The sequence below is a fragment of the Pseudooceanicola sp. LIPI14-2-Ac024 genome, from assembly GCF_042188925.1.
Classification (GTDB): Bacteria; Pseudomonadota; Alphaproteobacteria; order Rhodobacterales; family Rhodobacteraceae; genus Pseudooceanicola.
The window spans coordinates 2253419-2278965 of sequence record NZ_CP170102.1 but is presented as its reverse complement, the minus strand read 5'-3'; the positions used below and the strand labels follow the sequence as shown (position 1 = coordinate 2278965).

Below are 25547 nucleotides of genomic sequence, written 5' to 3'. Positions count from 1 at the left end.
CGCTCAGTCGGCGGACTTGCTTTCGCGCTGCAAGACGACAGCGAGAATGACGATGACCCCCTGGATCGCGCCGTTCAGGTAGGGCGAGACGATCGAGGCGAGGTTCAGGATGTTGTCGATGAGGCTCAGGATCAGAACGCCGATCACGGTGCCCCAGACCCGGCCGTAGCCGCCCTTTAGGACGGTGCCGCCGATGATCACCGCGGCGATCGCCTCGAGCTCCCAAAGCACGCCGGTTGAGCCGGAGGCCGAGCCGAGGCGCGGCACGTACATGATGGTGGCGATGCCGACCAGGAGGCCCAGCAGAACGTAGGTCGCCATCCGCACCCGGTCGACCTTGACCGCGGAGTAGCGCGCGACCTGTTCGTTCGCGCCGATCGCGGCGCAGTGCCGGCCGAAGGGCGTGTGGCGCATTGCCAGTTCGCCCAGGATCGCGACGACGGCAAAGACGATGATCGGCCAGGACACACCCAGCAGGCCGTCGTAGTAGACCGGCCGGTAGAAGCTGCGCGCGTCGAAGTTCAGCGACAGCGTGCCGCCGTCTGCCAGCCAGGTGACGAGGCTGCGGTAGATGCCCATGGCGCCCAGCGTGACGATGAACGCCTCGATCTGGACCTTGGCGATCAGGAACCCGTTCAGCAGCCCGGCGGCCAGCCCGGTCAGCAGGGCCACCCCCATGCCCGCCAGCACCAGCGGCACCCCGATGCCGAGCGACGGGATCATCGCGTTCATCGCCATGATCATCACGCCCGCGACAAAGGCCGCCATGGAGCCGACCGACAGGTCGATGCCGCCCGCGGTGATCACGAAGGTCATGCCGACCGCGATGATCCCGATGAAGGCCGAGCGGGCCAGCACGTTGGTCACGTTGCCGTAGCTCAGGAAGTTGGAGTTCAGCGAGGCGCCGAGGATCACCAGCACGATCAGGGCCAGCAGCGGGCCCAGCACGTGCAGGTTCAGCCGCCGGCGCGGCCGGGCCGTGGTTTCGGTGGCGGTGGTGTCGGTCATGCCGTTGCCTTCTCGTCGTCTGCCACGCCCATGGCGCGGCGCAGGATCGCGTCCTCGGTGATCTGGTCGCCGGTGAGCTCGCCCGCGATGTAGCCGCGGCCCATGACGACGACGCGGGCGGCGAGGCCGATCACCTCGGGCAGTTCCGAGGAGACGACGATCACGCTCTTGCCCGCGGCCGCCAGCGCCGCGATGAATTCGTAGATCTGCTGCTTGGTGCCGATGTCGATGCCGCGGGTCGGTTCGTCGATGATGACGATCTGCGGCTCGGCCAGCATGGTCTTGGCCAGCAGGAGCTTCTGCTGGTTGCCGCCCGACAGGCTCCCGGCGGCCATCGCGCGATCCTTCACGCGGATGTCGAATTCGCCGATCGCCCGGTCAAGCGCGGCCGCCTCGGCCCGTTTGTCGATCCGCACCGTGCCAAAGCTGTCGAGCGCCAGCAGCGTCAGGTTCTCGACCAGGTTCTTGCCCAGAAGCAGGCCTTTGTCTTTGCGATCCTCGGTCAGGTAGACCAGCCCCGCCTCGCGCGCGGCCAGCACGTTGCCAGGTTTCAGTGCCTTGCCGTTGACCCTGACGGTGCCTGTCGCGGGGCGGAGGCCGACTATCCCCTCCATCAGCTCGGTCCGCCCCGCGCCCACGAGCCCGGCAAATCCCAGCACTTCGCCACGCCGGAGCGTGAAGGAGGCGGCGCGCACCTTGCCGGGCACCGTGAGATCTTCGACTTCGAGGACCACGTCATCCTGCGGCACCGGCTTGGCCGGGAAGAGGTCCGACAGCTCGCGGCCCACCATCGCCTCTGCCATGGCGTGTTCGCTGAAACCCCCGGCCGCGCGGGTCGTGATGTGATCGCCGTCGCGCAGGACGGTGACCCGGTCAGCGATGCGCGCGATCTCGTCCAGCTTGTGGCTGGTATAGAGGATCGCGGCCCCCTGCGCGCGCAGGCGGTCGATCTGTTCCAGCAGGATGTCGGTCTCGCGGTTGGTCAGCACCGCGGTCGGTTCGTCCATGATCAGCACGCGGGCCCGGCGGCCGATGGCGCGCGCGATCTCGACCATCTGGCGGTTCGGGACCGACAGGTCGGCCACCCGGATCCGCGGGTCGATGTGGCAGTCGAGCCGGGCGAGCAGGTCGCGGGCCTCGTCCCGCATCGCCTTCTGGTCGAGGAAGACGCCCCGCCGTCTCTCGCGGCCGAGGAACATGTTCTCTTCGACCGTCAGCGGCAAGGCGAGGTTGAATTCCTGGTGGATCATGATGATCCCCGCCGCCTCGGCATCGCGCTGGTCGGCAAAGGCTGCGGGCTGGCCGTCCAGCAGCAGCTCGCCCGTGGTGGGCGAGAGGTAGCCGCCGAGGATCTTCATCATGGTCGACTTGCCGGCGCCGTTCTCGCCGATGAGCGCGTGCACCTCGCCGGGCCGCAGGTCGAAATCGACCCCGTGCAGGACCTCGATCGGGCCGAAGCTGCGGGTCACCCCGCGGGCGGCGAGGATGGCATTCACAGCGTCACCCATCCCGCGTTGCGTTTCGACGACCGGACGCAGGCATCGACAAAGGCGACGCCCTCGACCCCGTCCGCGATGGTGGGAAAGGTGACGCCCGCGGGCACCGGGGCGCCGGTGCGGGCGGCGGAGATGGCGGCCGCGGCCTCGGCGTAGATGTTGGCGAAGGCTTCAAAGAAGCCCTCGGGGTGGCCGGCGGGAATGCGCGTGACGCGGCCCGCGTCCGGCCCGGTGGCAGCAGAGCCGCGGGTGACGATGCTGACCGGACCGCCCATGGGCGTGACCCTCAGCCGCTCGGGTTCGTCATGGCGCCATTCGATCCCGGCCTTGTCGCCGAAGACCCGCAATCGCAGCGCGTTCTCCGTGCCCGACGCCACCTGTGAACACCAGAGCATCCCGCGCGCGCCGCCCTCGAAGCGCAGCATCACGTGGGCGTTGTCGTCGAGCCGACGGCCCGGCACGAAGCTCTGCAGGTCGGCCGCCAGCGCCTCGAGCTGCAGGCCGGTCACGAAACGGGCGAGGTTGTAGGCATGGGTGCCGATGTCGCCGGTCGCGCCGCCTGCGCCGCTGCGCGCGGGGTCGGTCCGCCAGTCGGCCTGCTTGTTGTCGGGGGCCGGCACGTCGCCCAGCCAGTCCTGCGGATATTCCACCTGCACCAGCCGGATCGCCCCCAGCTCCCCGGCTGCCACCCGCGCGCGCGCCTCGCGCACCATCGGGTAGCCGGTGTAGTTGTGGGTCAGCACAAAAAGCGCGTCCGACGCCTCGGCGGCCTTCGCGAGCTTCTTCGCGTCCGCCAGGGTGCCTGCGAGCGGCTTGTCGCAGATCACGTGGATGCCGCGCTTGAGGAATTCGCGCGCCACCGGGAGGTGCATGTGGTTGGGCGTGACGATCGACACCGCCTCGATCCCGTCCTTCAGCCGCGCCTCGCGTTTCGCCATCTCGGTGAAGTCGGTGTAGGTCCGGTCCTCGGGCAGGCCGACCTCGCGGGCCGAGGCTTCTGCCTTCTCGGGCGTCGAGGACAGCGCCCCCGCGACCAGCTGGAAGTGTCCGTCGAGCCGTGCCGCCACGCGGTGGACCGAGCCGATCATCGCCCCCTGTCCGCCGCCGACCATGCCAAGGCGGATCGGCCCCGTGCGTCCCTCGAACCGGCTCATAGCCCCAGCATCCTCCGGTTTGCCGCTTCGTCCGCGCCGCCGTCGGCGAAGTCGTCGAAGGCATGCGGGGTCACGCGGATGATGTGATCGCGGACGAACTGTGCGCCCTCGCGGGCCCCGTCCTCGGGGTGCTTCAGCGCGCATTCCCATTCGACCACCGCCCAGCCGTCGAAATCCATCGCGGCGAGCTTGGCGAAGATCGCCTTGAAATCCACCTGCCCGTCACCGAGCGAGCGGAAGCGGCCGGCGCGGTCGACCCAACTCTGGTAGCCGCCGTAGACCCCCTGCCGCCCGGTCGGGTTGAACTCCGCATCCTTCACGTGGAAGGCGCCGATCCGGTCGGCGTAGATGTCGAGGTTGTCGAGGTAGTCGAGGCACTGCAGCACGTAGTGGCTCGGGTCGTAGAGCATCATCGCACGTGGATGGTCGTTCACCCGTTCGAGGAACATCTCGAAGCTGACGCCGTCGTGCAGGTCCTCGCCCGGGTGGATCTCGTAGCAGAGGTCGATGCCATTCTCGTCGGCAAGGTCCAGCAGCGGGCGCCAGCGTTTCGCCAGCTCGTCGAACGCCATCTCGACCAGGCCCTGCGGACGCTGCGGCCACGGATAGATGTAGGGCCAGGCCAGCGCGCCGGAAAAGGTGGGCAGGGCGGTCAGTCCGAGGTTGGCGGACGCGCGGATCGCCTTTTCGACCTGGTCGACCGCCCAGGCCTGCCGAGCGGCCGGATTGCCCCGGACGGATGTGTCGGCAAAACCGTCGAAGGCGGCGTCGTAGGCCGGATGCACGGCGACAAGCTGGCCCTGCAGGTGGGTCGAGAGCTCGGTCACCGTGATGCCCTGCTCGGCGGCCTGTCCTGCCCAGTCCTCGCAATAGCCCTTGCTGGTGGCGGCTTGGTCGAGGTCGATCAGCCGGGCGTCCCAGCTTGGCACCTGCACGCCGTCGTAGCCCACGGATTTCGCCCAGGCGGTGATGCCCGGCCATGTGTCGAACGGCGCGGCATCCCCGGCAAATTGTGCCAGAAAAAGCGCCGGTCCCTTGATCGTCTTCAAGGTGTCCTCCCCGCGCGCCTTGTTCTCCTCCGGCGCGCATGTAATCGTTTGCAGTGGAGGGTGACAAAGAATGAAATCGTTTACAACATCTTTTTCATAGGCCAATCTGCCCGCTCAGTTTCGGAGGCTCGATGGACAGAAAAATCGCGACGATTCAAGACGTTGCCAAAGTGGCAGGGGTCTCGACCGCGACCGTGAGCCGAACGCTCAGCAAGCCCTCGGTGGTCGCCGCCGCGACTCGGGAGGCGGTTCTGAGCGCCGTTGCGGAAACCGGCTACCGGGTGAACGCCACCGCCTCGAACCTGCGGCGGCAGCGGACCGGGTCGGTGATCGTGCTGGTCCCGAACCTTGCCAACCCGTTCTTTTCCCAGATCCTCGCCGGACTGTCCTCGGTCCTCACCCCCGCCCAGTACGGCCTGCTCGTTGCCGACACGCAGTCCGGCCCCGATCCCGACGAGCGGTTGCAGCACTACCTGACCTCGGGCCAGGCCGACGGGCTGATCCTGCTCGACGGCACGCTGTCGCCCGACACCTTCGCGATCCCCGGCCGCCCGCCGGTGGTGATGGCCTGCGAATGGATGGGAACCACGCTGCCCTCGGTCCGGGTCGAGAACGCGCGCGGCGCGGCGATGGCGGTCGATCACCTCGCGCGGCGCGGGCACCGTCGGATCGGCCATGTCACCGGCCCGCGCGGCAACGTCCTGACCGAAACGCGGCTGCAGGGCTACCGCGCGGCGCTGGCAGAGCGCGACCTGCCGGCGCGGCCGGACTGGGTGCTCGAGGGCGATTTCAGCATGGATTCCGGCGCCGCGGCCGGGCGGCAGTGGCTCAAGATGACCGACCGTCCGACCGCGCTCTTCCTGTCCTCGGACGAGATGGCGGTCGGCTTCATGGGGGTGGTGCAGGCCGCCGGCGTGTCGGTCCCGCACGACGTCTCGGTCGTGGGGTTCGACAACATCGAGATGGCCCAGCACCTCACCCCCGCGCTGACCACGATCCGCCAGCCCCGGACCTTGATCGGGGAGCGCGCGGCCGAGCTTCTGCTGGGGCTGATCGAGAACGCCGCATTGACCGGCCCGTCCGACGTGATCGAGGTGGAGTTCATCGCCCGCGGCAGCGCCACGGCGCCGCCTGGCTGAAATGCCGGCGGCTTTTTCCGGCTTAGGATTTGTGTATTTTTTTCAGTATTTTGCGTGATATATCGGCGCAAAGGTCACGCTGCGTCAGTGTCACAATTCTGCGCAGTTGACCGGTTACCGAATTCGTACCAAGGTTGAATTGCAATCGCGCGCGGGGCGCGCGCAAACAGGGAATAGAGTTATGGGAAATTGGATTATCTGGCTCTGCCTCGGGATCCTGGCCGTCATCGGCGGCATCTTCGCGCTGTTGAATCCCTTCGCAGCCACCGTTGCGACGACCCAGATCGTCGCGTGGTTCTTCCTGATCGGGGGCATCCTGCAGATCATCGCGATCTTCCAGGTCAAGGGCGGCTGGTCCAAGCTCTGGGCCGGGGTGCTGGCGCTGGTCTACATCTGGCTGGGCATCACGCTGATCGCCAACCCGCTGCAGGGCGTCGTGACGCTGACCATCGTGGTCGCGATCCTCTTCATGGTCAGCGGCATCGCCAAGATCATCTATGCCTTCGGCATGGAGGAGCGTAGCTACATGTGGCTGATGCTGCTGTCGGGTGCGATCTCGATCATCCTGTCGATCATGATCTTCACCAACTTCCCCGGCTCGGCCGTGGTTTCGCTGGGCATCCTGCTCGCGGTCGAACTGCTGGTCTCGGGCGCGTCGCTCATCGCCTTCGCCATGGGCCTGCGCAAGCTGCCCGAAGAGCAGCCGACGACGACGGTCGCCTGATCCGCAAGCACAGAAACCAAACGGAGCGGCGCCCCACGGGGCGCCGTTTCGCGTTTCAGGCCCGGGCGAGCGCGCCGGCGTAGTAGGATTCCAGCCGGTCAACCCATGCGGCGGGCGTCAGGCTGATGGTGTCCAGCGCCTCAAAGCCGCGTTCGCTGATCTCGCGCACAGCGTCATCGGGACGTGCACGGAAACGGATCAGGCCCTCGGCCAGCGCCTCGGGGCTGCGGCTGTCGACGACATGGCCGAGGCCCTTTGCCTCGGCCTCGGCCGACAGGGTCATGCGGTCGGACAGCAGCACCGGCAGCCCGCTGCGCGAGGCCTCGGCCGCGACCAGTCCGAAGGGTTCGGGATAGCGTGACGGGACCACCAGCGCGCGGACGTCGCGCATGTGGCGGCCGATCTCGTTCTGGTCGACCCAGCCGGTGAACTCGACCTCCGGGTGCAGACGCGCAAGGGCGGGCCGGTCCGAGGTGTCGCCGATCACCCGCAGGGGGATGCCGGCGATCTTGGCGGCAGCGCAAAGCGTCGCCAGCCCCTTGCCGCTTTCGCTGCGTCCGACATAGGCCAGTCGATCGCCCGCCTCGGCCTTGAGGCGCGTGGCGCACCACGCCACCGCCGGGTTGCGCAGCGCCGTTAGGCGATCGCCCGGGACGCCGCCGCGCACGAGGCCCGGCGCCATTTCGGGCGTCAGCATCAGCACCCCGGCCCAGTCGCCGCCCGCGAAGGCCCGTTTCAGGGCGCGTTGCCGGGCCGCGCGCCAGAGCTTGTGGCTGTAGGCGCGCCGGTCGCAGTTGGTCGCCAGGCACCCGGTGGACAGCGGGGTCCGCTCGCAGGGCGCGGCGCTGACATAGTCGAAATAGACCCCGTTGGGGCAGGCGAGGAAGTAGTCGTGTGCATGCACGAATGAGCGCCGTGCCACCGGGCGCAGCGCATCGAAGACGGCGGGTGACAGGATCCGCGACCAGCCGTGCAGGTGATAGACCGTGTCCGGCCCGTCGATCCGATCCAGCAGGTCCGCCATACGGTCGCGGACCGACCGGTTGTAGATGCCGTTGCGCATCGCCGTCATCCGCCCCGCGTCGAGGAGGAGCTGGCCGCCCATCGGCACCAGCTCGATCCCGGCCGCGGCTAGGCTGCCGTCGTCGCCGCTGTCGCCGCAGACGAAAGTCACCCGGTGCCCGCGCGCCGCCAGCATCCGGGCGGACAGCAGGGCCAGCCCGGTGGCCCCGCCCCGCGCGACGCTGGAATCGTTGAGGATGACGATGCGGGCGGGGCGACGGGCGGGGGTCACAGGTCGAGGATGCGTTGCGGGGCGAGGCGCCCGGTGACGAGGTCGCGCAGCGCCAACAGGTTGCCGCGCAGCCGCCCGCGCCGGTCGACCCAGGGCTCGGGGCGCAGGGACTTGGCAGTGTTGGCGGCGATGTTGCGGCACATCAGGCGGATGGCGCGGCGCGGGCTCATCGTGCCCTTGCGGATCAGGTAGACCGGGTTGGCGATCTGCGAATAGCCCAGCGGCAGGCCCCGCGACCGCCCGGTCTTGGTGCCCAGGTGCACGCCCCGCAGGGCGGGGTGGCGGACGATCCGGCCCTCGGGCGCCAGCCTGCGCGAGAAATCGACATCCTCGAGCCAGCCGTAACGCGGCAGGTCGGTGTCGAACCGCAGCCCGGTCCGCGCAACGGCCGACAGCCGCAGGATCATGTTGCAGCCGTAGCCGTTGTAGACCTCGTGCGGCGTGGCGGCGCGGTCCGGTCCCGTGGCCCCGTCCAGCACCCGGCGCCCTGCCGCGTGGTCGAGCCCCGGCCCGAGGATACCGTCCGCCAGCACGTGGCCGGTCGCCATCACGATCCCCGGCGCGTCGGCAAAGACCGCGCGGGCGGCGGTCATGAAGCCCTCGGCCGGGAGGAAGTCGTCGTCGAGAAAGGCCATCAACCCGGCGGCCCCGGCGGTGTCCAGCGCGGCGTTGCGCTGTGCGCAGAGGCCGCGGGCGGCGCGGATCACCCGCACGGGAAACGGCAGCGGCCCCGTGGCCGCCGCGTCGAAATCGGTCGCCTCCGCCAGGCTCAGGATCACCAGGTCCGGCTGGTCGCGCAGGCTGGCGAGATGGCGCAGCGTCTCGGACAGGATCGCGGTCCGCCCGGTGGTCGCGATGGTGACGATCAGCGGCGTGACCTCGGGGTCGGCAGAGATGTTGGGCGGTATCATCATTCCGGTCTTATCGTGCCCCGGTCTGGAGGAGGACGACTTTCACCGTCGCCAGCACGATCTTGATGTCGCGCTGGATCGACATGCCGCGGACATAGTCGACATCCAGCGCCACGCGTTCGTCGTAGGTGGTGTTCGACCGCCCGCTGACCTGCCACGCGCCGGTCAGCCCGGGCCGCACGGCCAGGTAGTCGGGCAGGTAGGGGCCGTAGTAGACCAGCTCTTCCTCGACCACGGGGCGGGGGCCGACAAAGGACATGTCGCCGATCAGCACGTTCCAGATCTGCGGCAGCTCGTCCAGCGAGGTGCGGCGCAGCAGGTTGCCCAGCGGGTGGATGCGCGGATCGATGTCGAGCTTGCGCTGCAGCTCCCACTGTTGGCGCAGGCCGGGATCCGCGGCCAGCGCGGCGTCCAGCGCCGCGTCGGCGTCGCGCACCATCGAACGGAATTTCCAACAGCGGAACCGGCGTCCGCCGCGCCCGACGCGCCACTGGCCGTAGAACACCGGTGCCCCGTCGGTCAGCAGCAGCGCACAGGTGATCAAAAGGCCGAGCGGCAGCAGGAACGGCAGCATCAGAAGCGCCAGCGTCTTGTCAAAGACGGCCTTGCGGCGCAGCAGGCCCGGGGCCAGCGGAAGCAGGTATTCGTGACCGGCGTCAAAGCCCGCCCGCCCGGCGCGATCCGGCGGATGAAATGTCATAGGCCGTCAGGGCGCTGTCGCACCCACCCCCAAAATATTCGCGCCGAATCATGCCGTTGACCAACTTAGCCGAATTCCGCCGTCGCGGTTTTTCCATTTCTGAACAGATCGTTTCCGCTAGGCCGACAATGATCCCGAATTGGGCAAGGGTACTGCGCGCTGCCTGATCACTGTGTTTCCGGATCACGAACCACGGCCACAAAACCGCCCCAGAGAGTTCACACTTCGCGCGGAATTGGCCACTATCCTGCCATGATTGGCCGACCCCATCGGCCGCGACGAGGCACCTTCCGCAGATGACCATCCAGACCGACGATCCGCCCGCCGGGGCCCGCCGCAGCGTGCTGGGCGACGGGGCGATCACCGTGGCGGAACGGGTCGTGTCGCAGGCCGCGCAATTCGCCGTCTTCATCGTTGCCGCCCGCGTCCTCGGCCCGGCCGAGTTCGGCATCTTCGCCCTCGTCTCGGCCTGCGCGATCCTGCTGTTCCGGGTGGCCGAATTCGGCTGGGGCCCGTTCATCATGGCCTGGTCGGGCGATGCCCGCGTGCCGCAACAGGTGCTCTCGATCGCGATGATCTGCGGCGCGGTCTTCACCGTGATCGGCCTGCTCGGCAGCCAGGGCGCCGCGGCCTTCGGGATCGGTGCGCCGACCGTGCGCCTGATGGAGCTCTTCGCGCTCTGGATCATGCTTGCCACCGTGTCCTCGGCGCAGAAGGGGATCATGATCTGGCAGGGACGGCTCAAGGCCTCGGCCCTCTGCGAGATCGCGGCCGAACTTGTCGGCCTCGCCGTCTCGGTCGCCGCGCTGCTCGGCGGGCTTGGGGTGCTGTCTCTGGCCTTCGGGCGGCTGGCCTACCAGTCGGTGCACCTCGTCCTCAGCTTCGGTGCCACGCGGCTGATGCCGGCAACCGGGCTGCGCGGTCCGGTGCTGCGCGATCTTTGGGTGTTCTCGTCGCAGATCTTCGTCAGCCGTATGTTCGTCTACATCCGGCTCTACCTGGCGACCTTCATCGTCGGCGGGTTCCTGGGCGCGGCGGCGGTCGGCTACTTCCGCGCGGCGGACCGGCTGGTTAACGCCCTGTCCGAGATCATCACAGTGCCCGCCCAGCTCCTGGCGTGGAAACTAATGCGCGCCACCCGGGACTCCGGCCCCGAGGACGCACGCGACGCCCGCCTCGCCGCCGAGTTGCGGCGTTTCCTGAAGGTGCTGGTCGCCATCGCCGCGCCGGTGTTCCTCTGGCTCATCTGCATGAGCGACGAGGTCATTCATGGCCTGCTCAGCGGCGAATGGCAGGCCGCCGCGCCGCTGGTCGCGATCCTCGCGGTCAGCCGACTGTTCTACCTCGGGGGCATGGTGACCGAACCGGTGCTGTCGGTCGGCGGCCACGCCCGCGTGCTGCCGTGGTTCACCGGCGCGATCTTTGCAGTGTCTCTGGCGCTGACCCTGCTGGCGGTGCAGTTCGGCCTCTACGCGCTGGCCTGGGCGCAGGTCGGCATCGGCATCTTCGTCTGTGCCGCGACTTTCCGCATGTTCCGGCGCTACCTGGGCGTGACGTGGCGGATGGTCCTGCGCGACCTGCGCGGCACGCTGCTGCCGATGGCGCTCGGCACCGGAACGCTGCTGCTGCTGTCCCACCTGACGGCGGGCATGGCGATCCCGCCGCTTCTGGCGGCAATCGGTTTCGGCCTCGTGGCGCTGGCGGTCTACGCGCTGGCCCTGTCGCGCTGCGACCGGGCGCTCTGGTCCGGCGTGGTCGGGACCTTCAGGAAAGGAAACGCGGCGTGACGCAGATCGAAACGGGGCAGGGGACCGGCCTGGGCTGGTCGCCACGACAGGTCGCGCGGCGGGTCCAGTGGGGCCTGGGCGCCGCCGGGGCGCGCCTGCGGACGATGACACCACGCGGGCCGCGCTTCGCGGGGGCCTATCCCGACCGGACGGCGGCGCTGGCCGCGTTGCCTGCTAACCTGCACGGCGGCTACGACGACGAGGCGCTGGCCGATGTCTCCTTCCCGCAGATGTGCACGCGGACGGATTATGACTATCCGCTGGTCTTCTGGCTCGACCGGCTGCTGCCCGAGGCGCGCGTCGTGATCGACGCGGGCGGCCACCTCGGCACCAAGTACATCGCCTTTGCGCCGTTGCTGGACCTCGGGCGGACCGACTGGGTTGTCTACGACCTGCCCGGCATCGTCGCCGCCGCGCGCAGGCGGCAGGCGGCGGGCGACCTGCCCGCGGCGATCACCTTTGCCTCGGACCCCGGCAGCTTGCCGGCCGCCGACCTCTTCCTCGCCTCGGGCCTTTTGCAGTACCTCGATCGCCCGTTTGCCGATCTGCTGGCGGCGCTGCCGGTCCTGCCGCGGCACATCCTACTCAACAAGGTCGCGACCCGTGACGGGCCCGAGCTCTTCACGATCGAACGCATCGGCCACGGACGCGTGCCCTACCGGATCCGCAACCGCGCGGCCTTCGAGGCCGAGCTGGACGCCCTCGGCTACACCCTGCAGGACAGCTGGGAGATCGGAGAGCTCTCGCATGTCATTCCCACCCATCCCTGGCACGGACGCAGCGCCAGCAGGGGATATCTGCTGTCGCGCGCGGAATAATCGCAGCGATTGTGTGCGTCTGATTCCGTTCGCCTGCGCGATCACGCATCAAAAGCGGGATATGGGCGGCATTGTTACACGCTACGCGACAATGACATTTCCGCTACAGCCCGGTGCCCGGGACAGGGCAGACCGTTTTTCCCGATGGGTTTCAGGGCTTTGCCTGCAGTGCGCCCGGAAAGCACGGATTTTGCCGGCTGCCGCAGGGGTAAACCTTTTGACAGTCCCGCGGCGGGAACGGATTTTCGGACTCGGGTGCCGCCCGGTGTTGAACGGGCGAGGTAAGTGGGCGGGTCACGGTATCCCCCGTATTTGAGATCGACAATTTCGCCCGCGGCGCCGATCGCTCCGCGGCATCAGGAGAGACGGTCACATCGTGTCCGACGCCAAGGATATCCTGTCCGACGCAGCAGAGCCCGGGATCCACGACGCTTTCGTCGCGGCCTGTCGCCGCGATCCCGACGCGGTGGCAATCCTGGGCGACGCGCGCCGTCGCAGCTATGGCGACCTCCAGGTCGATGTCCGCGCGCTGGCCGGGGCATTGGCGGCGCAGGGGGTGGGGCAGGGCGATCACGTTGCGCTCTATGCCACCCGCGGCGCCGAGGCGATTACCGCGATGCTGGCCTGCCTTGCCCTTGGCGCGGTTTATGCGCCGATGGACCCGGGCTTTGCGCCCGAGCAGCTTGCCCTCATCGCCCAGGACCTGCCGTTCCGCGCAGCATTGGCACCCCGCGCCCTGGCGGACGAGGCCGCCGGCGTGCTCGGGGCGGTCCCGCTGCTGGTGATCGGCGAAGCCTCTGGCCCCGTTGACACGCTGCCGGTGGTGGCGCCCGACGATCCGGCCTGCATCCTCTACACCTCGGGCACGACGGGCCGGCCCAAGGGCGTGATCCTGCCGCACCGGGCCGTCATCACGTTGGCGCTGGCCCAGCCCGAACTGGGCATGGGGCCCGGCGACGTGAGCCTGCATGCCTCGACCATCGCCTGTGACGGCGCGCTTTACGAGGTCTTCGGCGCCCTGCTTGCCGGTGCCGCCGTCGCGGTGGTCGAGGGCGGGACCCCCGCGCTCGACCGGATCGCCGCGGTGATGACCGGCGCGCGGGTGACGGTGGCCAGCTGGTATGCCGGCCTGCACCACCTGATGATCGAACACCACCTCGACGCCTTCGCCACGCTGCGGCTCAGCATCGGCGGCGGCGACGTGATGTCGGTGCCGATGGCACGGCGGCTGCTGGCGGCGTATCCGGACCTGCGGCTGGTGAACGATTTCGGCCCGACCGAGACCTGCGTGCATTCGCTCTGCCACCGGGTGACCGCGGCCGACCTGACCGCCGGTGCCATCCCCGTCGGGCATGTCCTGCCGGGCGAAGAGGCGGTGCTGCTCGACGACGACCTGCAGCCGGTTGCCCCGGGTGAGGCCGGGCAACTGGCCATCGGCGGCGCGAAACTGGCGCTCGGCTACCACGGCCGGTCCGACCTGACCGCCGAACGCTTCATTCCCGATCCGCGGCCGGGCCGTGACGGACGGCTCTACCTGACTGGCGACATGCTGCGCCCGCGCGACGATGGCGGTTTCGACTTCCTCGGCCGCGCCGACCGGCAGGTGAAACTCGCCGGACGCCGGGTCGAGGTCGACGGCGTCGAAGCGGTCCTGCGCGGCCTGCCCGGCGTGCGCGACGCGGTGGTCGAGTACCTGCGCGCGCCGGTGCCGCAGTTGGTGGCGTTCGTCATTCCCGCCGCGCCGGAGGCGCCCGAGGCCTTCCGCGCCGGCCTGCGGGACCTGGCGGCCGGGCACCTTCCGCGCGATGTCATCCCGCGCCGGATCGAGCTGTGCGAAGCCTTCCCCTGACCCGCGCCGGAAAAATCGACCGCAAGGCCCTGCGCCAGCGGGTCGAAGGCGCGGCTGCCCCGACGCCCGATCGCGACGCCCCCACGCTCACCGACCGGATCGCGGCGATCTGGCAGTCGGTGCTGCACTGCCCGCCCCCGGCCCGCGCGACACCTTCTTCGACCTCGGCGGCACATCGCTCCAATTGATCGAGGCGCATGCCCGGACCGAGGCCGCGCTTGGCCAGCCCTTCGACATCGCCCTGATGTTCGACACCCCGCGCCTTGGCGATCTGGCCACGGCCCTGGCGGCGCGTGGCATCGCCAAGGCCGAGGATACGGTTCCGTCCGCAGGCAACGACCCCGACAACCACGCCATTGCCATCGTCGGCATGGCTGCGCGTCTGCCTGGCATCGCCTCGCTCGACGATTTCTGGACGGTTTTGGCAGAAGGCCGGAGCGTGATCGAGCGCTTCGATCCGGCCGGGGCCGAGGATGCGTTTGACCCCGCCACCCGCGCACGGCCCGACTATGTCCCGGCCCGCGCGGTGCTGGCCGATGCCGACATGTTCGATGTGGGCTTTTTCGGGATGCGCCCGCGCGAGGCCGCGCAGATGGATCCGCAGCAGCGCGTGTTCATGGAGGTCTGCCACGCCGCGCTCGAGGATGCCGGGATCGACCCCGCACGCGGCGGGCCGGTCGGGCTCTTTGCCGGCGGCTCGATGTCGACCTACCTGATCGAGAACCTGCTGGGGGACCGCGCCGCGCAACGGCAGTTCACCACCGGGTTCCAGCTCGACTACGCGCTGCTGGCGGGCAACAACTCCGACGGCATCTCCACCAACGCCGCCTACCGCCTCGGCCTGACGGGGCCGGTCCTGTCGATCAACACCGCCTGTTCCACCTCGCTCGTCGCAATCGCGCAGGCCGTGCAGGCGCTGCGCAGTGGCGCGGCGCGGGCGATGCTGGCGGGCGGCGTCTCGATCACCTTCCCGCAGCGGCGCGGCTTTCTCTACCAGGAAGGCGGCATGGCCTCGCCCGACGGCCTCTGCCGCCCGTTCGACGCGCAGGCCGGCGGCACGGTCTTTGGTGACGGCGCCGGGGTTGTGGTGCTGAAACGGCTGAAGGATGCGTTGGCGGATGGCGACGCGATCCGCGCGGTGATCCACGGCGTCGGCGTGAACAACGACGGCGCGGACAAGATGTCCTATACCGCGCCCTCGGTCGCGGGCCAGTCCGCCGCGATCCGCATGGCGCATCGCGACGCCGGGGTGGACCCGGCGCAGATCGGCTATGTCGAATGCCACGGCACCGCCACGCCGCTCGGTGACCCGATCGAGGTCGCGGGGCTCAAGGCGGCCTTTGGTCCCGGCGCGGGCTGTGCGCTCGGTTCGGTCAAGGGCACCCTCGGCCACCTCGACGCGGCGGCGGGCGCCGTCAGCGTCATCAAGACGGTGCTGATGCTGGAACGCGGGGCGATCCCGCCGATGCCGCAGTTTACCGCGCTCAACCCGCGGATCGACCTCTCGGGCACCGACTTTGCCGTGCCACAGGCGGTGACCGACTGGAGGGATCGCCGGATGGCCGGTGTCAGTTCCTTCGGGGTCGGCGGCACCAACGCGCACGTGGTGCTGGCCGCGGCTCCGCCGGTCACGCGGGATGCCCCGCCCGAGGGCCTCGTGCATCTGCCGCTGTCCGCGCGGTCGCCCGAGGCGCTGGCGCAGGCCGCGGTGCTACTGGCGGATCACCTCGAGGCCGGGTCCGATGCCCTGTCCGACGTGGCCCATACGCTCCAGGCTGGACGTGCCGTGCACGACCATCGCCTTGCCATCGCGGCCAGCGACCGGGCCGACGCCATCGCACAGCTCCGCGCGGCGCGGGCACCTGGGGCCCCCGTGGCGGACCGCCCCGAGGTCGTCTTTCTCTTTCCCGGCCAAGGGGCGCAGTACCCCGGCATGGGCGCGGGTCTTTACGACAGCGAACCGGATTACGCCCGCTGGATCGACGCGGGCGCCGAGGTATTGGCCCCGCTGATCGGCCGGGACATCCGCCCGCTGATCCTGGGCTGCGACCTTTCACCCGAAGATGCGGCGGCCGCGCTGCGCGAGACCTGGATCACCCAACCGGCGCTCTTCCTGACGGAATACGCCACCGCACGGCTCTGGCAGGCGCGCGGGCTGGAGCCGGCGGCCTGCATCGGCCATTCGGTCGGTGAATTTGCCGCCGCCGCGCTGTCGGGCGTCATGTCCTTCGAGGGTGCGCTGCGCCTGATCGCCACCCGGGGCCGCCTGATGATGGATCAGCCCGCGGGGGCCATGCTGTCGGTCCGTGCCACGGTCGACGACCTGCGCCCGCACCTCGATGACACCGTGGACCTGGCCGCCCGCAACGCGCCGAGCCTGCAGGTGGTCGCGGGGCCGGAGGACGCCATCGCCGCGCTGGCCGGGCGCCTCGATGCCGCGGGGATCGCGCACCAGGCGCTGCACGCCTCGCACGCCTTCCATTCGCGGATGATGGACCCGGTGACAGCTCCGCTGCATGCGGCAGCGCAGGGTGTGGCGCTGAACGCGCCCGACCGTCCCATCGTCTCGGCCGTCACCGGCCGCATCCTTTCCGACGCAGAGGCCACGGACCCCGTCTACTGGGCGGGGCAGGCACGGGCCTGCGTCGATTTTCACGCCGCTCTCGCAGCGGTGACCGGAACAAGGTCGCAGGTGTTTGTCGAGGTCGGCCCAGGCCGCACCCTTTCGGCCTTCGCCGCACAGACCTTGGGCCGTGGCAGTCATCGTGGGATTTTCCAATCGTTGCCGGATCATGCCAGATCGGTCTCCGATGAGAAAATGATGGCTGTCACGGCGTGTAACCTGTGGGCCGCGGGACTGGACCTGTCGTGGCTCCACGGGCGGCAGTCGGGCGGGATGACCGTCCGGCTGCCAACCTATCCCTTCCAGCGGCAGCGGCACTGGATCGCGCCGCCCGAGGCCGCGCCTGCCGCAGCCGCCGAAGTTTCCACCCCGCGCCAAGAGGTGCCCGCCATGAGTGCCGCCGTCGACCGCCGCCCGCGCCTGACCGAAGAGCTTGCCGCCCTGCTGGCCGAGATGTCCGGAGAGGACATCGGCACCACCGAGGCGACGGTGTCCTTCCTCGAACTGGGGTTCGACTCGCTCTTCCTGGGGCAGGTCAGCCAGGCCATCGGGCGCGATTACGGCGTGCAGATCGGATTCCGCCGGATGCTGTCGGACCTGTCCACCATCGACGCGCTGGTCATCCACCTCGACGCCGAGATGCCGGCCGAAGCCGCGCTCGCGGTGCCCGACGCGACCCCGGTGCCGATGCCCGTCCCGGCCGCAGCACCCGTTGCGGTCGCGCAAGGCCCGGCGGCGATGGCCGCGGGGGTCGACGGGATCATCCAGGCGCAGCTGCAGACCATGCAAGCCGTCTTTGCCCAGCAATTGCAGGCGCTTGGCGGGTCACCCGCGGCGCTGGCCACGACCGCCGTCGCCGCGCCGGTCGCCCAGCCGATGCCCGTGACGCAGCCCGCCGTTGCCACCCCCTCCGACGACACCACCGAAGCCCTGCCCAAGGGCTTCAAGGTCGGTCGCGGCCCCAATGTCACCGGTGGCACGCTGGACGATGCCCAACTGGCCTTCGTCCGCGACCTCGCCGCCCGCTACGCCGCCAAGCACGCGACGTCCAAGGCACATACGGCTGCGCATCGTGCCGTTCACGCCGACCCCCGCACCGCGGCCGGGTTCCGCGCCGAGTGGAAGGAACTGGTGTTCCCCATCGTCGCCGACCGCTCCAAGGGCGCCTATATCCACGACCTCGACGGCAATGATTTCGTCGACCTCGTGAACGGCTTTGGCCAGACCGCTTTCGGCCATTCGCCCGATTTCGTGGTCGACGCGGTGACCCGCCAGATGGAGCGCGGCTTTCCCATCGGCCCGCAGGCCGACATGGCCGGTCCCGTGGCCGAGAAGTTCGCCCGCGCGGTTGGGCATGAACGCGTCACCTTCTGCAACACCGGGTCCGAGGCCGTGATGGCCGCGATGCGCGTCGCCCGGACGGTGACGGGCCGCGACCTCGTCGTCGTATTTGACAAGGACTACCACGGTCAGTTCGACGAGGTCCTGGTGCGTGGCCGGGCCAAGGCAGGCGATCCGCGTCCGCTGCCGGTGGCGCCGGGCATCCCGCGCTCGGGCCTCGCCAACATGATCGTGCTGCCCTACGGCCAGCCCGCTGCGATGGAGTGGATCCGGGCCAACATCTCGGAGGTGGCCGCCATCATCGTCGAGCCGGTGCAGAGCCGGCATCCCGCCTTCCGCCCCGAGGCCTTCGTGCGCGAGTTGCGCGAGGTGACCCGCGACAACGGCACGGCGCTGGTGATCGACGAGGTCGTCACCGGCTTCCGCACCGGTCCGCGCGGCATGCAGGGTGTCTGGGGCATCCAGGGCGACATGGCGACCTACGGCAAGGTCGTGGGGGGCGGGATGCCGATCGGCGTTCTGGCCGGCGACGCAAGCTTCATGGATGCACTGGACGGTGGCGCATGGTCCTATGGCGACAACTCCCGCCCCGAGGCGGTGCCGACCTTCTTTGCCGGAACCTTCGTGCGCCATCCGCTGGTGCTTGCGGCGGTTGACGCCTCGCTCGACTTCATGGCCGCCCAAGGCGACCGGCTCTGGGTCGAGGCGGCAGATCGCACTGCGACGCTCGCCGCGCAGATGCGCGCGGCCTTGCTGGCCCGCGGGCTGCCGGACCTGGTCGAGGACTATTCCAGCTGGTTCGTCCTCAACCTGACCGAGGCCGACCCCCGGGCGACACTGCTCTACCCGCTGATGCGGATGGAGGGGATCCACGTGATGGACGGCTTCTGCGGCTTCCTCACCACCGAACACGGTGAGGTCGAATGTGCGAGGGTGCTGACCGCGTTCGAAACGGCGCTCGACGCGCTCCTTTCGGTCGGCATCCTCGCACAAATCAGGACCGGCGACGCCGCTCCGGCGCTGACCGTGGACACGGCGGTGCCCCTGACCGACAGCCAGCGCGAGATCTGGCTGAGCCACCAGATGGGCGGCGCGGCGTCCGCGGCGTTCAACGAATGCGGGTCGCTCACCCTTGACGGCAGGCTCGACGCGGGGGCGCTGCAACGCGCCTGGGACGACCTGATCGCTCGGCACGATGCCCTTCGCCTGCGGTTCGCCCAGGATGGCCGGACCTTCGAGGTCACCGATCCGGCCCCGCAGCCCTTCGCGCACCTGGACCTCGCCGGCGCGCCGGATGCCGAGGCCGCGCTCGACGCACTGATCGCCGCGGAGGGGGAGACACCTTTCGACATCACCGCCGAACCGCCGCTGCGCGCCACGCTGGTCCGGCTGGCCGATGAACGGCACGTGCTGGTCATGACGCTGCACCATATCGTGGCAGACGGCTGGTCCTTCGGCGTGCTCATCGACGATCTGGCCGCGCTCTACGCTGCGTCCGTCGGGGGGCGTATGGCAGAACTGGCGCCCGCGCCCTCCTTTGCCGCCCATGCCCGGACCGCCGCCGCCCGGGTGGCAGACCCGGCGACGCGGGATCATTGGCGCGCGGTGCTGGCCGACGCGCCCGCGCTGCCCGACCTGCCGCTCGACCGGCCCCGGCCCGAACGCAAGAGCCACGCGGGCGGCAGCGTGTTCCACCTGGTCCCGGCCGACGCGCTCAAGGCCGCGCGCAAGATGGGCGGGCAGAACGGCTGCACGCTTTTCGCGGTCACGTTCGCCGCGATGCAGGTCCTCGTCTCGCGCCTGTCCGGCACGCGCGACGTGGTGCTGGGCGTGCCGACGGCGGAACAGCAGAACCTGCCGAACCCCGACCTTGTCGGGCACTGCGTGAACTTCCTGCCCGTCCGCGCCCCGATGGCCGAGGGCGCCAGCATCGCGGCGCACCTCAGGACGGTGCGCGATCAGCTGATGGCCGCCTTCGATCACCAGGACACGACCTTCGGCGCGATCGTCGAGGCGCTGGACGTGCCGCGCACGCTGGACCGGCTGCCCCTGACCGAGATCGAGTTCAACCTGGAAAAGGACGCGCCGCTGGCCGACATGCCGGGACTGACCACGTCATTCCGGCCAAATGCCAAGCGGGCGGTGAACTTCGACCTCTTCTTCAATCTGGCCGAGACGCCCGAGGGGCTGCGGATCGACGCGCATTTCAACGCGGACCTCTTCGACGCGGCCACGGTGCAGGGCTGGGCCCGTGCATACGAGGCGGTACTGGCCGAGATGGTGGTTGATCCCGACCAGCCCGCCGACGGCGTGACGCTGGTGTCCGAGGCTGACCGGCTCGGCATAGGCGCGGCGATGAACGCAACCGCGCGAGTCTATGACCGCACCGCCACCCTGCCGGACCTGATCGCTCACGCGATAGCCGCGCACGGCGACCGTATGGCGATCGAGGATGCGGCGGGAACGATGAGTTATGCCGCGCTTGGCGACCGAAGCGACGCGATCGCGGCCCTTCTGCAGGCGCGCCTGCCAGGTACGGGCCAGCGCGTAGCGCTCTGCCTGCCGCGCGGGGCCGAGATGCTGGCGGGTCTGATCGGCGTACTGAAGGCGGGTCATGCCTATGTGCCCCTTGACCCGCGCCAGCCCGCCGCCCGCCTGCGCCAGATCGCAGAAACGGCCGAAGTCGCGGCGGTGCTGACCGACGATGCCGCCACCGCGCCGTTCGCGGCCGAAACGGGGATCACCGTCATCGGCACGCGCGATGCCCGTGCAGGTGCTCGGCCCGATACAGTGCAGATCGCACCGGACCACCCGGCCTATGTCATTTTCACCTCCGGCTCCACCGGCACGCCCAAGGGGGTTTCCGTACCACACCGTGCGGTGGTGAACTTCCTGACCTCGATGGCGGCTGAACCGGGCTTTGCGGCCGACGACGCGCTCCTCGCCGTGACGACGGTGATGTTCGACATCGCGGTGCTCGAACTGCTGCTGCCGCTCACGCAGGGCGGGCGCGTGGTGATCGCCACGGCCGAGGACGTGGTGGGCGGCTTTGCGCTGGTTGACCGGCTGAAGCGGGGCGACATCACCGTCATGCAGGCGACCCCGACGCTCTGGGACATGGTGCTCACCGCCGGGTTCGCACCGGCAGAAGGCTTCTGTGTGCTCTGTGGCGGTGAGCCGCTGCCGGCGGACCTTGCCGCGCGGCTCACGGCGGATGGCGCGGCCCTGTGGAACCTCTATGGCCCAACCGAGACGACGATCTGGTCGGCGGTGAAGCGCGTCGTGCCGGGGCAGCCGGTCACCATCGGCCATCCGATCGCCAACACGGAACTGCACGTGCTGGACAACCTCGGCCGGATCGCCCCTGTCGGCGCGACCGGAGAGCTGAACATCGGCGGCGACGGGCTGGCGCTTGGCTATTTCGGCCGCGCGGACCTGACCGCGAAGGCGTTCCGTACGATATCGTTCGGAGGCGCGCCGCGCCGGCTCTATGCCACGGGCGACCTGGCGCGCCGTCGCGCAGACGGTGAGATCGAAGTGCTGGGCCGGATCGACACGCAGGTCAAGCTGCGCGGGTTCCGGATCGAGTTGGGCGAGATCGAGGCCTGCCTGCGGGCGGTCGAAGGTGTCGCGCAGGCGGCAGTCGGGCTGCACACGCGGGGCAATGGCGACCGGCAGCTTGTCGGCTACGTCGTGCCGAAGCCCGGTGCCGACCCCACGCCCGCCGCGCTGTCCGAAGCGCTTGGCCGCGCGCTGCCCGACTACATGGTGCCACGGGCCTGGGTGACGCTGTCGGCCCTACCGCAGACCGGCAATGGCAAGCTGGACCGCAAGGCGTTGCCCGCGCCCGACGAGGCCGCGACCGTCACGCCGCTGCGGCAGGTGCAGGCGCCCGAGACCGACACCGAACGCCGGATCGCCGCGATCTGGGCGCGGGTGCTCGGCTTGCCCGAGGTGAGCGTGACCGACACGCTCTTCACTCTCGGTGTCGACTCGCTCGCAGTCTTCCGGATCGCGGCGCAGATGCTGGACGCGGGCCTGAACCTCGAGGCGCGGCACATGTTCGCCCACCCCTCGATCCGCGCGCTGGCGGCGTTCCATGACGGGCGCGATGACGACGGGCCGAAACGCCCCTCGCTGCGCGATTTCCGCCACGGCGCGCGCCGGGCGGCGCAGGGACCGGCGGAATGAGCGATCTCGGACACCATACGGTTGCCGACGGCCACGTAGTTGGCGCGTTCCCCCTGACGGCCACGCAGTTGCGGTGCTGGTTCCTCGACGGTATGCAGCCGGGCAACCCGTCGCTGAACGTGGCGGTCCGCTGGGAACTGCGCGGCCCGGTCGCGAGCGCCAGCATCGAACGCGCGTTCCAGGCGGTCATCGACCGGCACGAAATCCTGCGCACCCGGTTCGTCGAACGCGACGGCGGCCCGGTGCAGGAGGTGGTGGATCACGTCGCCTTCAAGCTCGACACCGTCGATATCCGCGCGGTGCCCGCGGGCGATCAGCAGGACCGCATCGACAGCATCGCGCACGAGGTGGCGGCGCGGCCCTTCGACCTGGGCCGGCCGGGGCTGATCCGCGCGACGCTGATCCGGCTGGGCGCGGAGCTGGCGCAGATTGTCTATGTCGTGCACCAGAGCTGTTTCGACGGCGCCTCGATCCGCGTGCTCGGGCACGAGATCGGCACCGCGGCGCAGGCCTTCGAAGAGGGGCGCCAGCCGGAGCTGCCGGAGCTGCCGCTGCAGTACGGTGACTTCGCGCTCTGGCAGCAGGATTACTTTGCCAGCGGCGTGCTGGAGGACGAGGCCGCCTACTGGACCCGACAGCTCGAGGGCGCACCCTACTTCGAGGTGGAACCGGACAAGCCGCGCCCGCCGTTGCGCGCCACCGACGTGGCGCAGGTGACACTGGACCTGCCGGATGATTTCGACAGCCGGATCGCCGCCGCCGCGCAGGCCGCCGGGGTGTCGCCCTTCACCTTCGGTTGCGCGCTCTTCAGCGCCTGCCTTGGGCGCGTCACCGGGCGCGACGACGTGCTCTTCGGCACCCAGGTCGCAGGGCGGGTGGACAGCGACCTCGATCCGATGATCGGGGTCTTCATCAATAACCTCGTGCTGCGGTTCGGCGCCGACCCTGCCGCTGCCTTTGCCGATCACCTGGCACGGGCAAAGCCGGTGGTCGAGGGGGCGATCAGCCACCAGTCGATGCCGTTCAACATGCTGGTGGAACGGCTCAATCCCCGGCGCGACGCGTCGCGCACGCCGCTGATTTCACTCAACTTCAATCTTCAGCAGGTCTTCATGGAAAGCCGTGCGTACGGCGGGTTCGAGCTGCGGTCGACCCGCAGCCATGCGCCCGGGGCGATCTATGACCTCGACGTCGCCGTGATGGGGCGCCCCGGCGGCTGGCAGATCATGCTGGATTACGCCACGACCCTGTTCGACCGCGAAACGGCCGAGGCGCTGGCCCGGATGCTCCGCGACGGGTTCGAGACGGTGTTCGCCGATCCGACGACGCCGCTCGGGCAACTCCGCGTGCCCGCGCACCTGTCGGAACGCGGACAGGACGGACGGCGGCGTATGGCGGCGGCGGAACACGCGCTGACATCCCACCCGATGGTGCGCGAGGCGGCCGTGCTGGCGGCGGGCGAGGCGCTTTATGCCTTTGTCGTGCCGCAGGCCACCGGCACGTTGCCGCTGGAGCGGCTGCCCGACCGGCTGATGGCCGACCTCGGGCCTGCCGCGGGCCTGTCGGGGGTGTCGATCCTGGCGGATTTTCCGCGCAGTTCGACCGGCGCGATCAACCGGTCGGTGCTGGGCGTGCCCTCCGCCCCACGACGCGAAGCCATGGCGGTGCGGCAGGGCGTCCTCGATGGACTGCGGGCGGAGTTCGCCGAGGTGCTGGGCATGGACTCCGTACCGCCGAGCGGCCACTTCTTCGACCTCGGTGGCCACTCGGTGCTGGTGTTGCGACTGCTCAGCCGTATCCGCGACCGCTGGGGCCTGCAGCTGGAGGTCACGCAGGTCTACGAGCATTCCACGCCGCTCGACCTCGCACAGGTGATCTCGGACCGGACAGTGGCGCAGGTTTCCACCGCACCCGAAGAGGATTGGCGCATCATGCGGTTGCGGCGCGAGGGGGCGGGCCAGCCGCTGATCGCGGTGAACAACGCGGCAACCGCGCTGGCGCTCTCGACCGCCGGACAGGCGCCGCGGCAGACGCTCTGCGTGCGGGTCAACGACGGCGCGCGTGGGATGCCGCTGGACGACCGGCCGTTCGAGGAGATCGCGGCGGAATACGCGCGGGTCATCCGCGAGGCGCAGCCCGAGGGGCCGTACCTGCTCTATGGCAACTGCGTGCACGGCAACCTCGCGCTCGAAGCGGCGCGACACTTGCGGGCCGCCGGCGCCGAGGTCCGCGGCGTGGTGATGAAGGACGTGTGGGAGCCCGGCTATACCGCCGCGCTTCCGTCTAACCCGGCGGCGAACCGGCAGGAGAAGCTGCACGCCCTGAAGACCCGCCTGCGGTCGGTGCGGGATGGCGAGATGACCTTTGGCGCGCTGCTCGGCCTCTACTCGGTCACGCGGCGCAGCGGGATCCTGCAGCTTGGCGCCCGCCTGGGGCTGATCGACCGGGTCCGCAAGACCGACCTGGAGGAGGACCAAGAACGGTTCATCAGCCACGTCTCGCGCCGCCGCGATGCCTATCGTCCGGGGCCGGTGGATTTCCCGGTGCTGCACGTGGTGACGGGGATCACGCCCGAGGGTGGGGCCTTCAGCCCCTCGATCGGGTGGGAGGGGGTGATCCCGTCCGCGCAGCTGACCACCGTGCGGCTGCCCAAGGTTCTGGTGCTACGCGACCGCCGGATCGGGATCACCGAACTGTCCAGCGTGATCGAGGATTTCCTGGGCGAGGATCAGGCCAAGACCTGAACCGCCAGACCCTCCGGCGCGGCAACGACATGACCGCGGATCGGGGCGCCGCCGCTCTGCATCGCGACCGCGCCAAGGATGTCATCGCCGACCTCGAGGTGCAGGAACCGCCAGTCGTCTGCCCGCCCGAGTGCAGGCGCAAGGCGGGTCATGCGCGGCGGCTCGTCCACGCCAAGCGTCACGTCGAAGAGATCGAGCGGGATCGACAGCCCGTCACCCATGGCCTTGACCACCGCCTCCTTGCGGGTCCAGCAGCGGTGAAAACCACGGACCCATCCGGTACCGTCCAGCTGGCTGAGCGCGGCGTATTCGCCCGGGGCGAAGAAGCGTTCGGCGACCGCGTCCTCGATCGGGCGCACCACTTCGATGTCCGCGCCGAGGGGGCGGTCCGCGATGGCGAGGCAGGCGAGGGCGCCGGAGTGGCTGAGGTTGAATTCCGGCCCGTCCGGCAGCGCGGGCTTGCCGTGAGCGCCGTAGGTGAACCGCAGCGCCGCGGGGGGCGTGCCGGTGACGGCGCCGAGCACCTCGCGCAGGCGTCCGCGCCCGATGCGATAGGCCAGCCCGTCGCGCGGCCGCACGAAACGATCGGCGCGGGCCAGTTCGCCGTCGTCGAGGTGGCGGGCGAGGCGATCACCCTCTGCCGCGTCGTCAAGCCGCCAGAGGTGCAGGGCGATGTCGATGGGCATGGGCGGGTCCTCGGGCGGCCAGCGGCAGGCGTG

Annotated in this window: 16 protein-coding genes; 8 read left to right on the top strand and 8 right to left on the bottom strand. The window is 69.8% G+C overall.

Features of this window, described 5'->3' with window-relative positions:
• Positions 1–3: 3 nt before the first annotated feature.
• From ACE2AC_RS11115 to ACE2AC_RS11100, 4 genes are read right to left on the bottom strand one after another with little or no spacing between them, the layout of a single operon-like run.
• Positions 4–1008, bottom strand: coding sequence for an ABC transporter permease (locus ACE2AC_RS11115; protein WP_375687067.1), 1005 nt, complete (start codon positions 1006–1008; stop codon positions 4–6).
• Positions 1005–2516 (bottom strand): sugar ABC transporter ATP-binding protein, encoded by a 1512-nt coding sequence (locus tag ACE2AC_RS11110; protein WP_375687065.1) that lies wholly within the window; start codon positions 2514–2516, stop codon positions 1005–1007. The genes ACE2AC_RS11115 and ACE2AC_RS11110 overlap by 4 nt, the downstream gene beginning before the upstream one ends.
• Positions 2501–3658 carry a Gfo/Idh/MocA family protein gene (locus ACE2AC_RS11105; protein ID WP_375687063.1) on the bottom strand — a complete coding sequence of 386 codons (1158 nt, stop codon included), beginning with the start codon at positions 3656–3658 and terminating at the stop codon, positions 2501–2503. Before ACE2AC_RS11105 ends, ACE2AC_RS11110 begins: the two co-directional genes overlap by 16 nt.
• Positions 3655–4707, bottom strand: a complete 1053-nt coding sequence (locus ACE2AC_RS11100; RefSeq protein ID WP_375687061.1) for a sugar phosphate isomerase/epimerase family protein — start codon at positions 4705–4707, stop codon at positions 3655–3657. The genes ACE2AC_RS11105 and ACE2AC_RS11100 overlap by 4 nt, the downstream gene beginning before the upstream one ends.
• Positions 4708–4838: 131 nt before the next feature.
• Between ACE2AC_RS11100 and ACE2AC_RS11095 the strand changes: the two genes are divergently transcribed.
• On the top strand, positions 4839–5846 hold the full coding sequence (locus ACE2AC_RS11095; protein ID WP_375687059.1) for a LacI family DNA-binding transcriptional regulator: 1008 nt from the start codon (positions 4839–4841) through the stop codon (positions 5844–5846).
• A 181-nt stretch (positions 5847–6027) separates the two neighbouring features.
• Positions 6028–6570: an HdeD family acid-resistance protein gene (locus ACE2AC_RS11090; RefSeq protein ID WP_375687057.1), complete on the top strand. Its 543-nt coding sequence runs from the start codon at positions 6028–6030 to the stop codon at positions 6568–6570.
• Between the two features lie 55 nt (positions 6571–6625).
• Here ACE2AC_RS11090 and ACE2AC_RS11085 read toward each other — a convergent pair whose 3' ends face one another.
• Genes ACE2AC_RS11085 through ACE2AC_RS11075 form a run of 3 tightly spaced genes read right to left on the bottom strand, consistent with a single transcriptional unit; the run spans position 6626 to position 9475 of the window.
• Positions 6626–7864: a glycosyltransferase gene (locus ACE2AC_RS11085; protein ID WP_375687055.1), complete on the bottom strand. Its 1239-nt coding sequence runs from the start codon at positions 7862–7864 to the stop codon at positions 6626–6628.
• Positions 7861–8778, bottom strand: a complete 918-nt coding sequence (locus ACE2AC_RS11080) for a glycosyltransferase family 2 protein (protein ID WP_375687053.1) — start codon at positions 8776–8778, stop codon at positions 7861–7863. Before ACE2AC_RS11080 ends, ACE2AC_RS11085 begins: the two co-directional genes overlap by 4 nt.
• A 7-nt stretch (positions 8779–8785) precedes the next feature.
• A complete protein-coding gene (locus ACE2AC_RS11075) occupies positions 8786–9475 on the bottom strand; it encodes a sugar transferase (protein WP_375687051.1) in 690 nt (229 codons plus the stop codon).
• Between the two features lie 296 nt (positions 9476–9771).
• On the opposite strand from ACE2AC_RS11075, the gene ACE2AC_RS11070 reads away from it, so the two are divergent.
• The 6 genes from ACE2AC_RS11070 to ACE2AC_RS11045 all read left to right on the top strand — a co-directional run bounded on the left by ACE2AC_RS11070 (position 9772) and on the right by ACE2AC_RS11045 (position 24828).
• Positions 9772–11262, top strand: a complete 1491-nt coding sequence (locus ACE2AC_RS11070) for an oligosaccharide flippase family protein (RefSeq protein WP_375687050.1) — start codon at positions 9772–9774, stop codon at positions 11260–11262.
• On the top strand, positions 11259–12080 hold the full coding sequence (locus tag ACE2AC_RS11065; RefSeq protein ID WP_375687049.1) for a methyltransferase, TIGR04325 family: 822 nt from the start codon (positions 11259–11261) through the stop codon (positions 12078–12080). The genes ACE2AC_RS11070 and ACE2AC_RS11065 overlap by 4 nt, the downstream gene beginning before the upstream one ends.
• Before the next feature lie 376 nt (positions 12081–12456).
• Complete coding sequence (locus tag ACE2AC_RS11060) at positions 12457–13929, top strand: amino acid adenylation domain-containing protein (protein ID WP_375687048.1); 1473 nt, start codon at positions 12457–12459, stop codon at positions 13927–13929.
• Positions 13911–14117, top strand: coding sequence for a hypothetical protein (locus ACE2AC_RS11055; RefSeq protein WP_375687047.1), 207 nt, complete (start codon positions 13911–13913; stop codon positions 14115–14117). Before ACE2AC_RS11060 ends, ACE2AC_RS11055 begins: the two co-directional genes overlap by 19 nt.
• The gene (locus ACE2AC_RS11050) at positions 14114–22084 is read left to right on the top strand and encodes an amino acid adenylation domain-containing protein (protein ID WP_375687046.1); all 7971 of its coding nucleotides are present in this window, start codon (positions 14114–14116) and stop codon (positions 22082–22084) included. The genes ACE2AC_RS11055 and ACE2AC_RS11050 overlap by 4 nt, the downstream gene beginning before the upstream one ends.
• Complete coding sequence (locus ACE2AC_RS11045; protein ID WP_375687045.1) at positions 22081–24828, top strand: condensation domain-containing protein; 2748 nt, start codon at positions 22081–22083, stop codon at positions 24826–24828. The genes ACE2AC_RS11050 and ACE2AC_RS11045 overlap by 4 nt, the downstream gene beginning before the upstream one ends.
• On the opposite strand, the gene ACE2AC_RS11040 is transcribed toward ACE2AC_RS11045, so the two are convergent.
• Complete coding sequence (locus ACE2AC_RS11040) at positions 24813–25514, bottom strand: 4'-phosphopantetheinyl transferase family protein (protein ID WP_375687044.1); 702 nt, start codon at positions 25512–25514, stop codon at positions 24813–24815. The two genes, ACE2AC_RS11045 and ACE2AC_RS11040, sit on opposite strands and share 16 nt — an antisense overlap.
• Between the last annotated feature and the right edge of the window lie 33 nt (positions 25515–25547).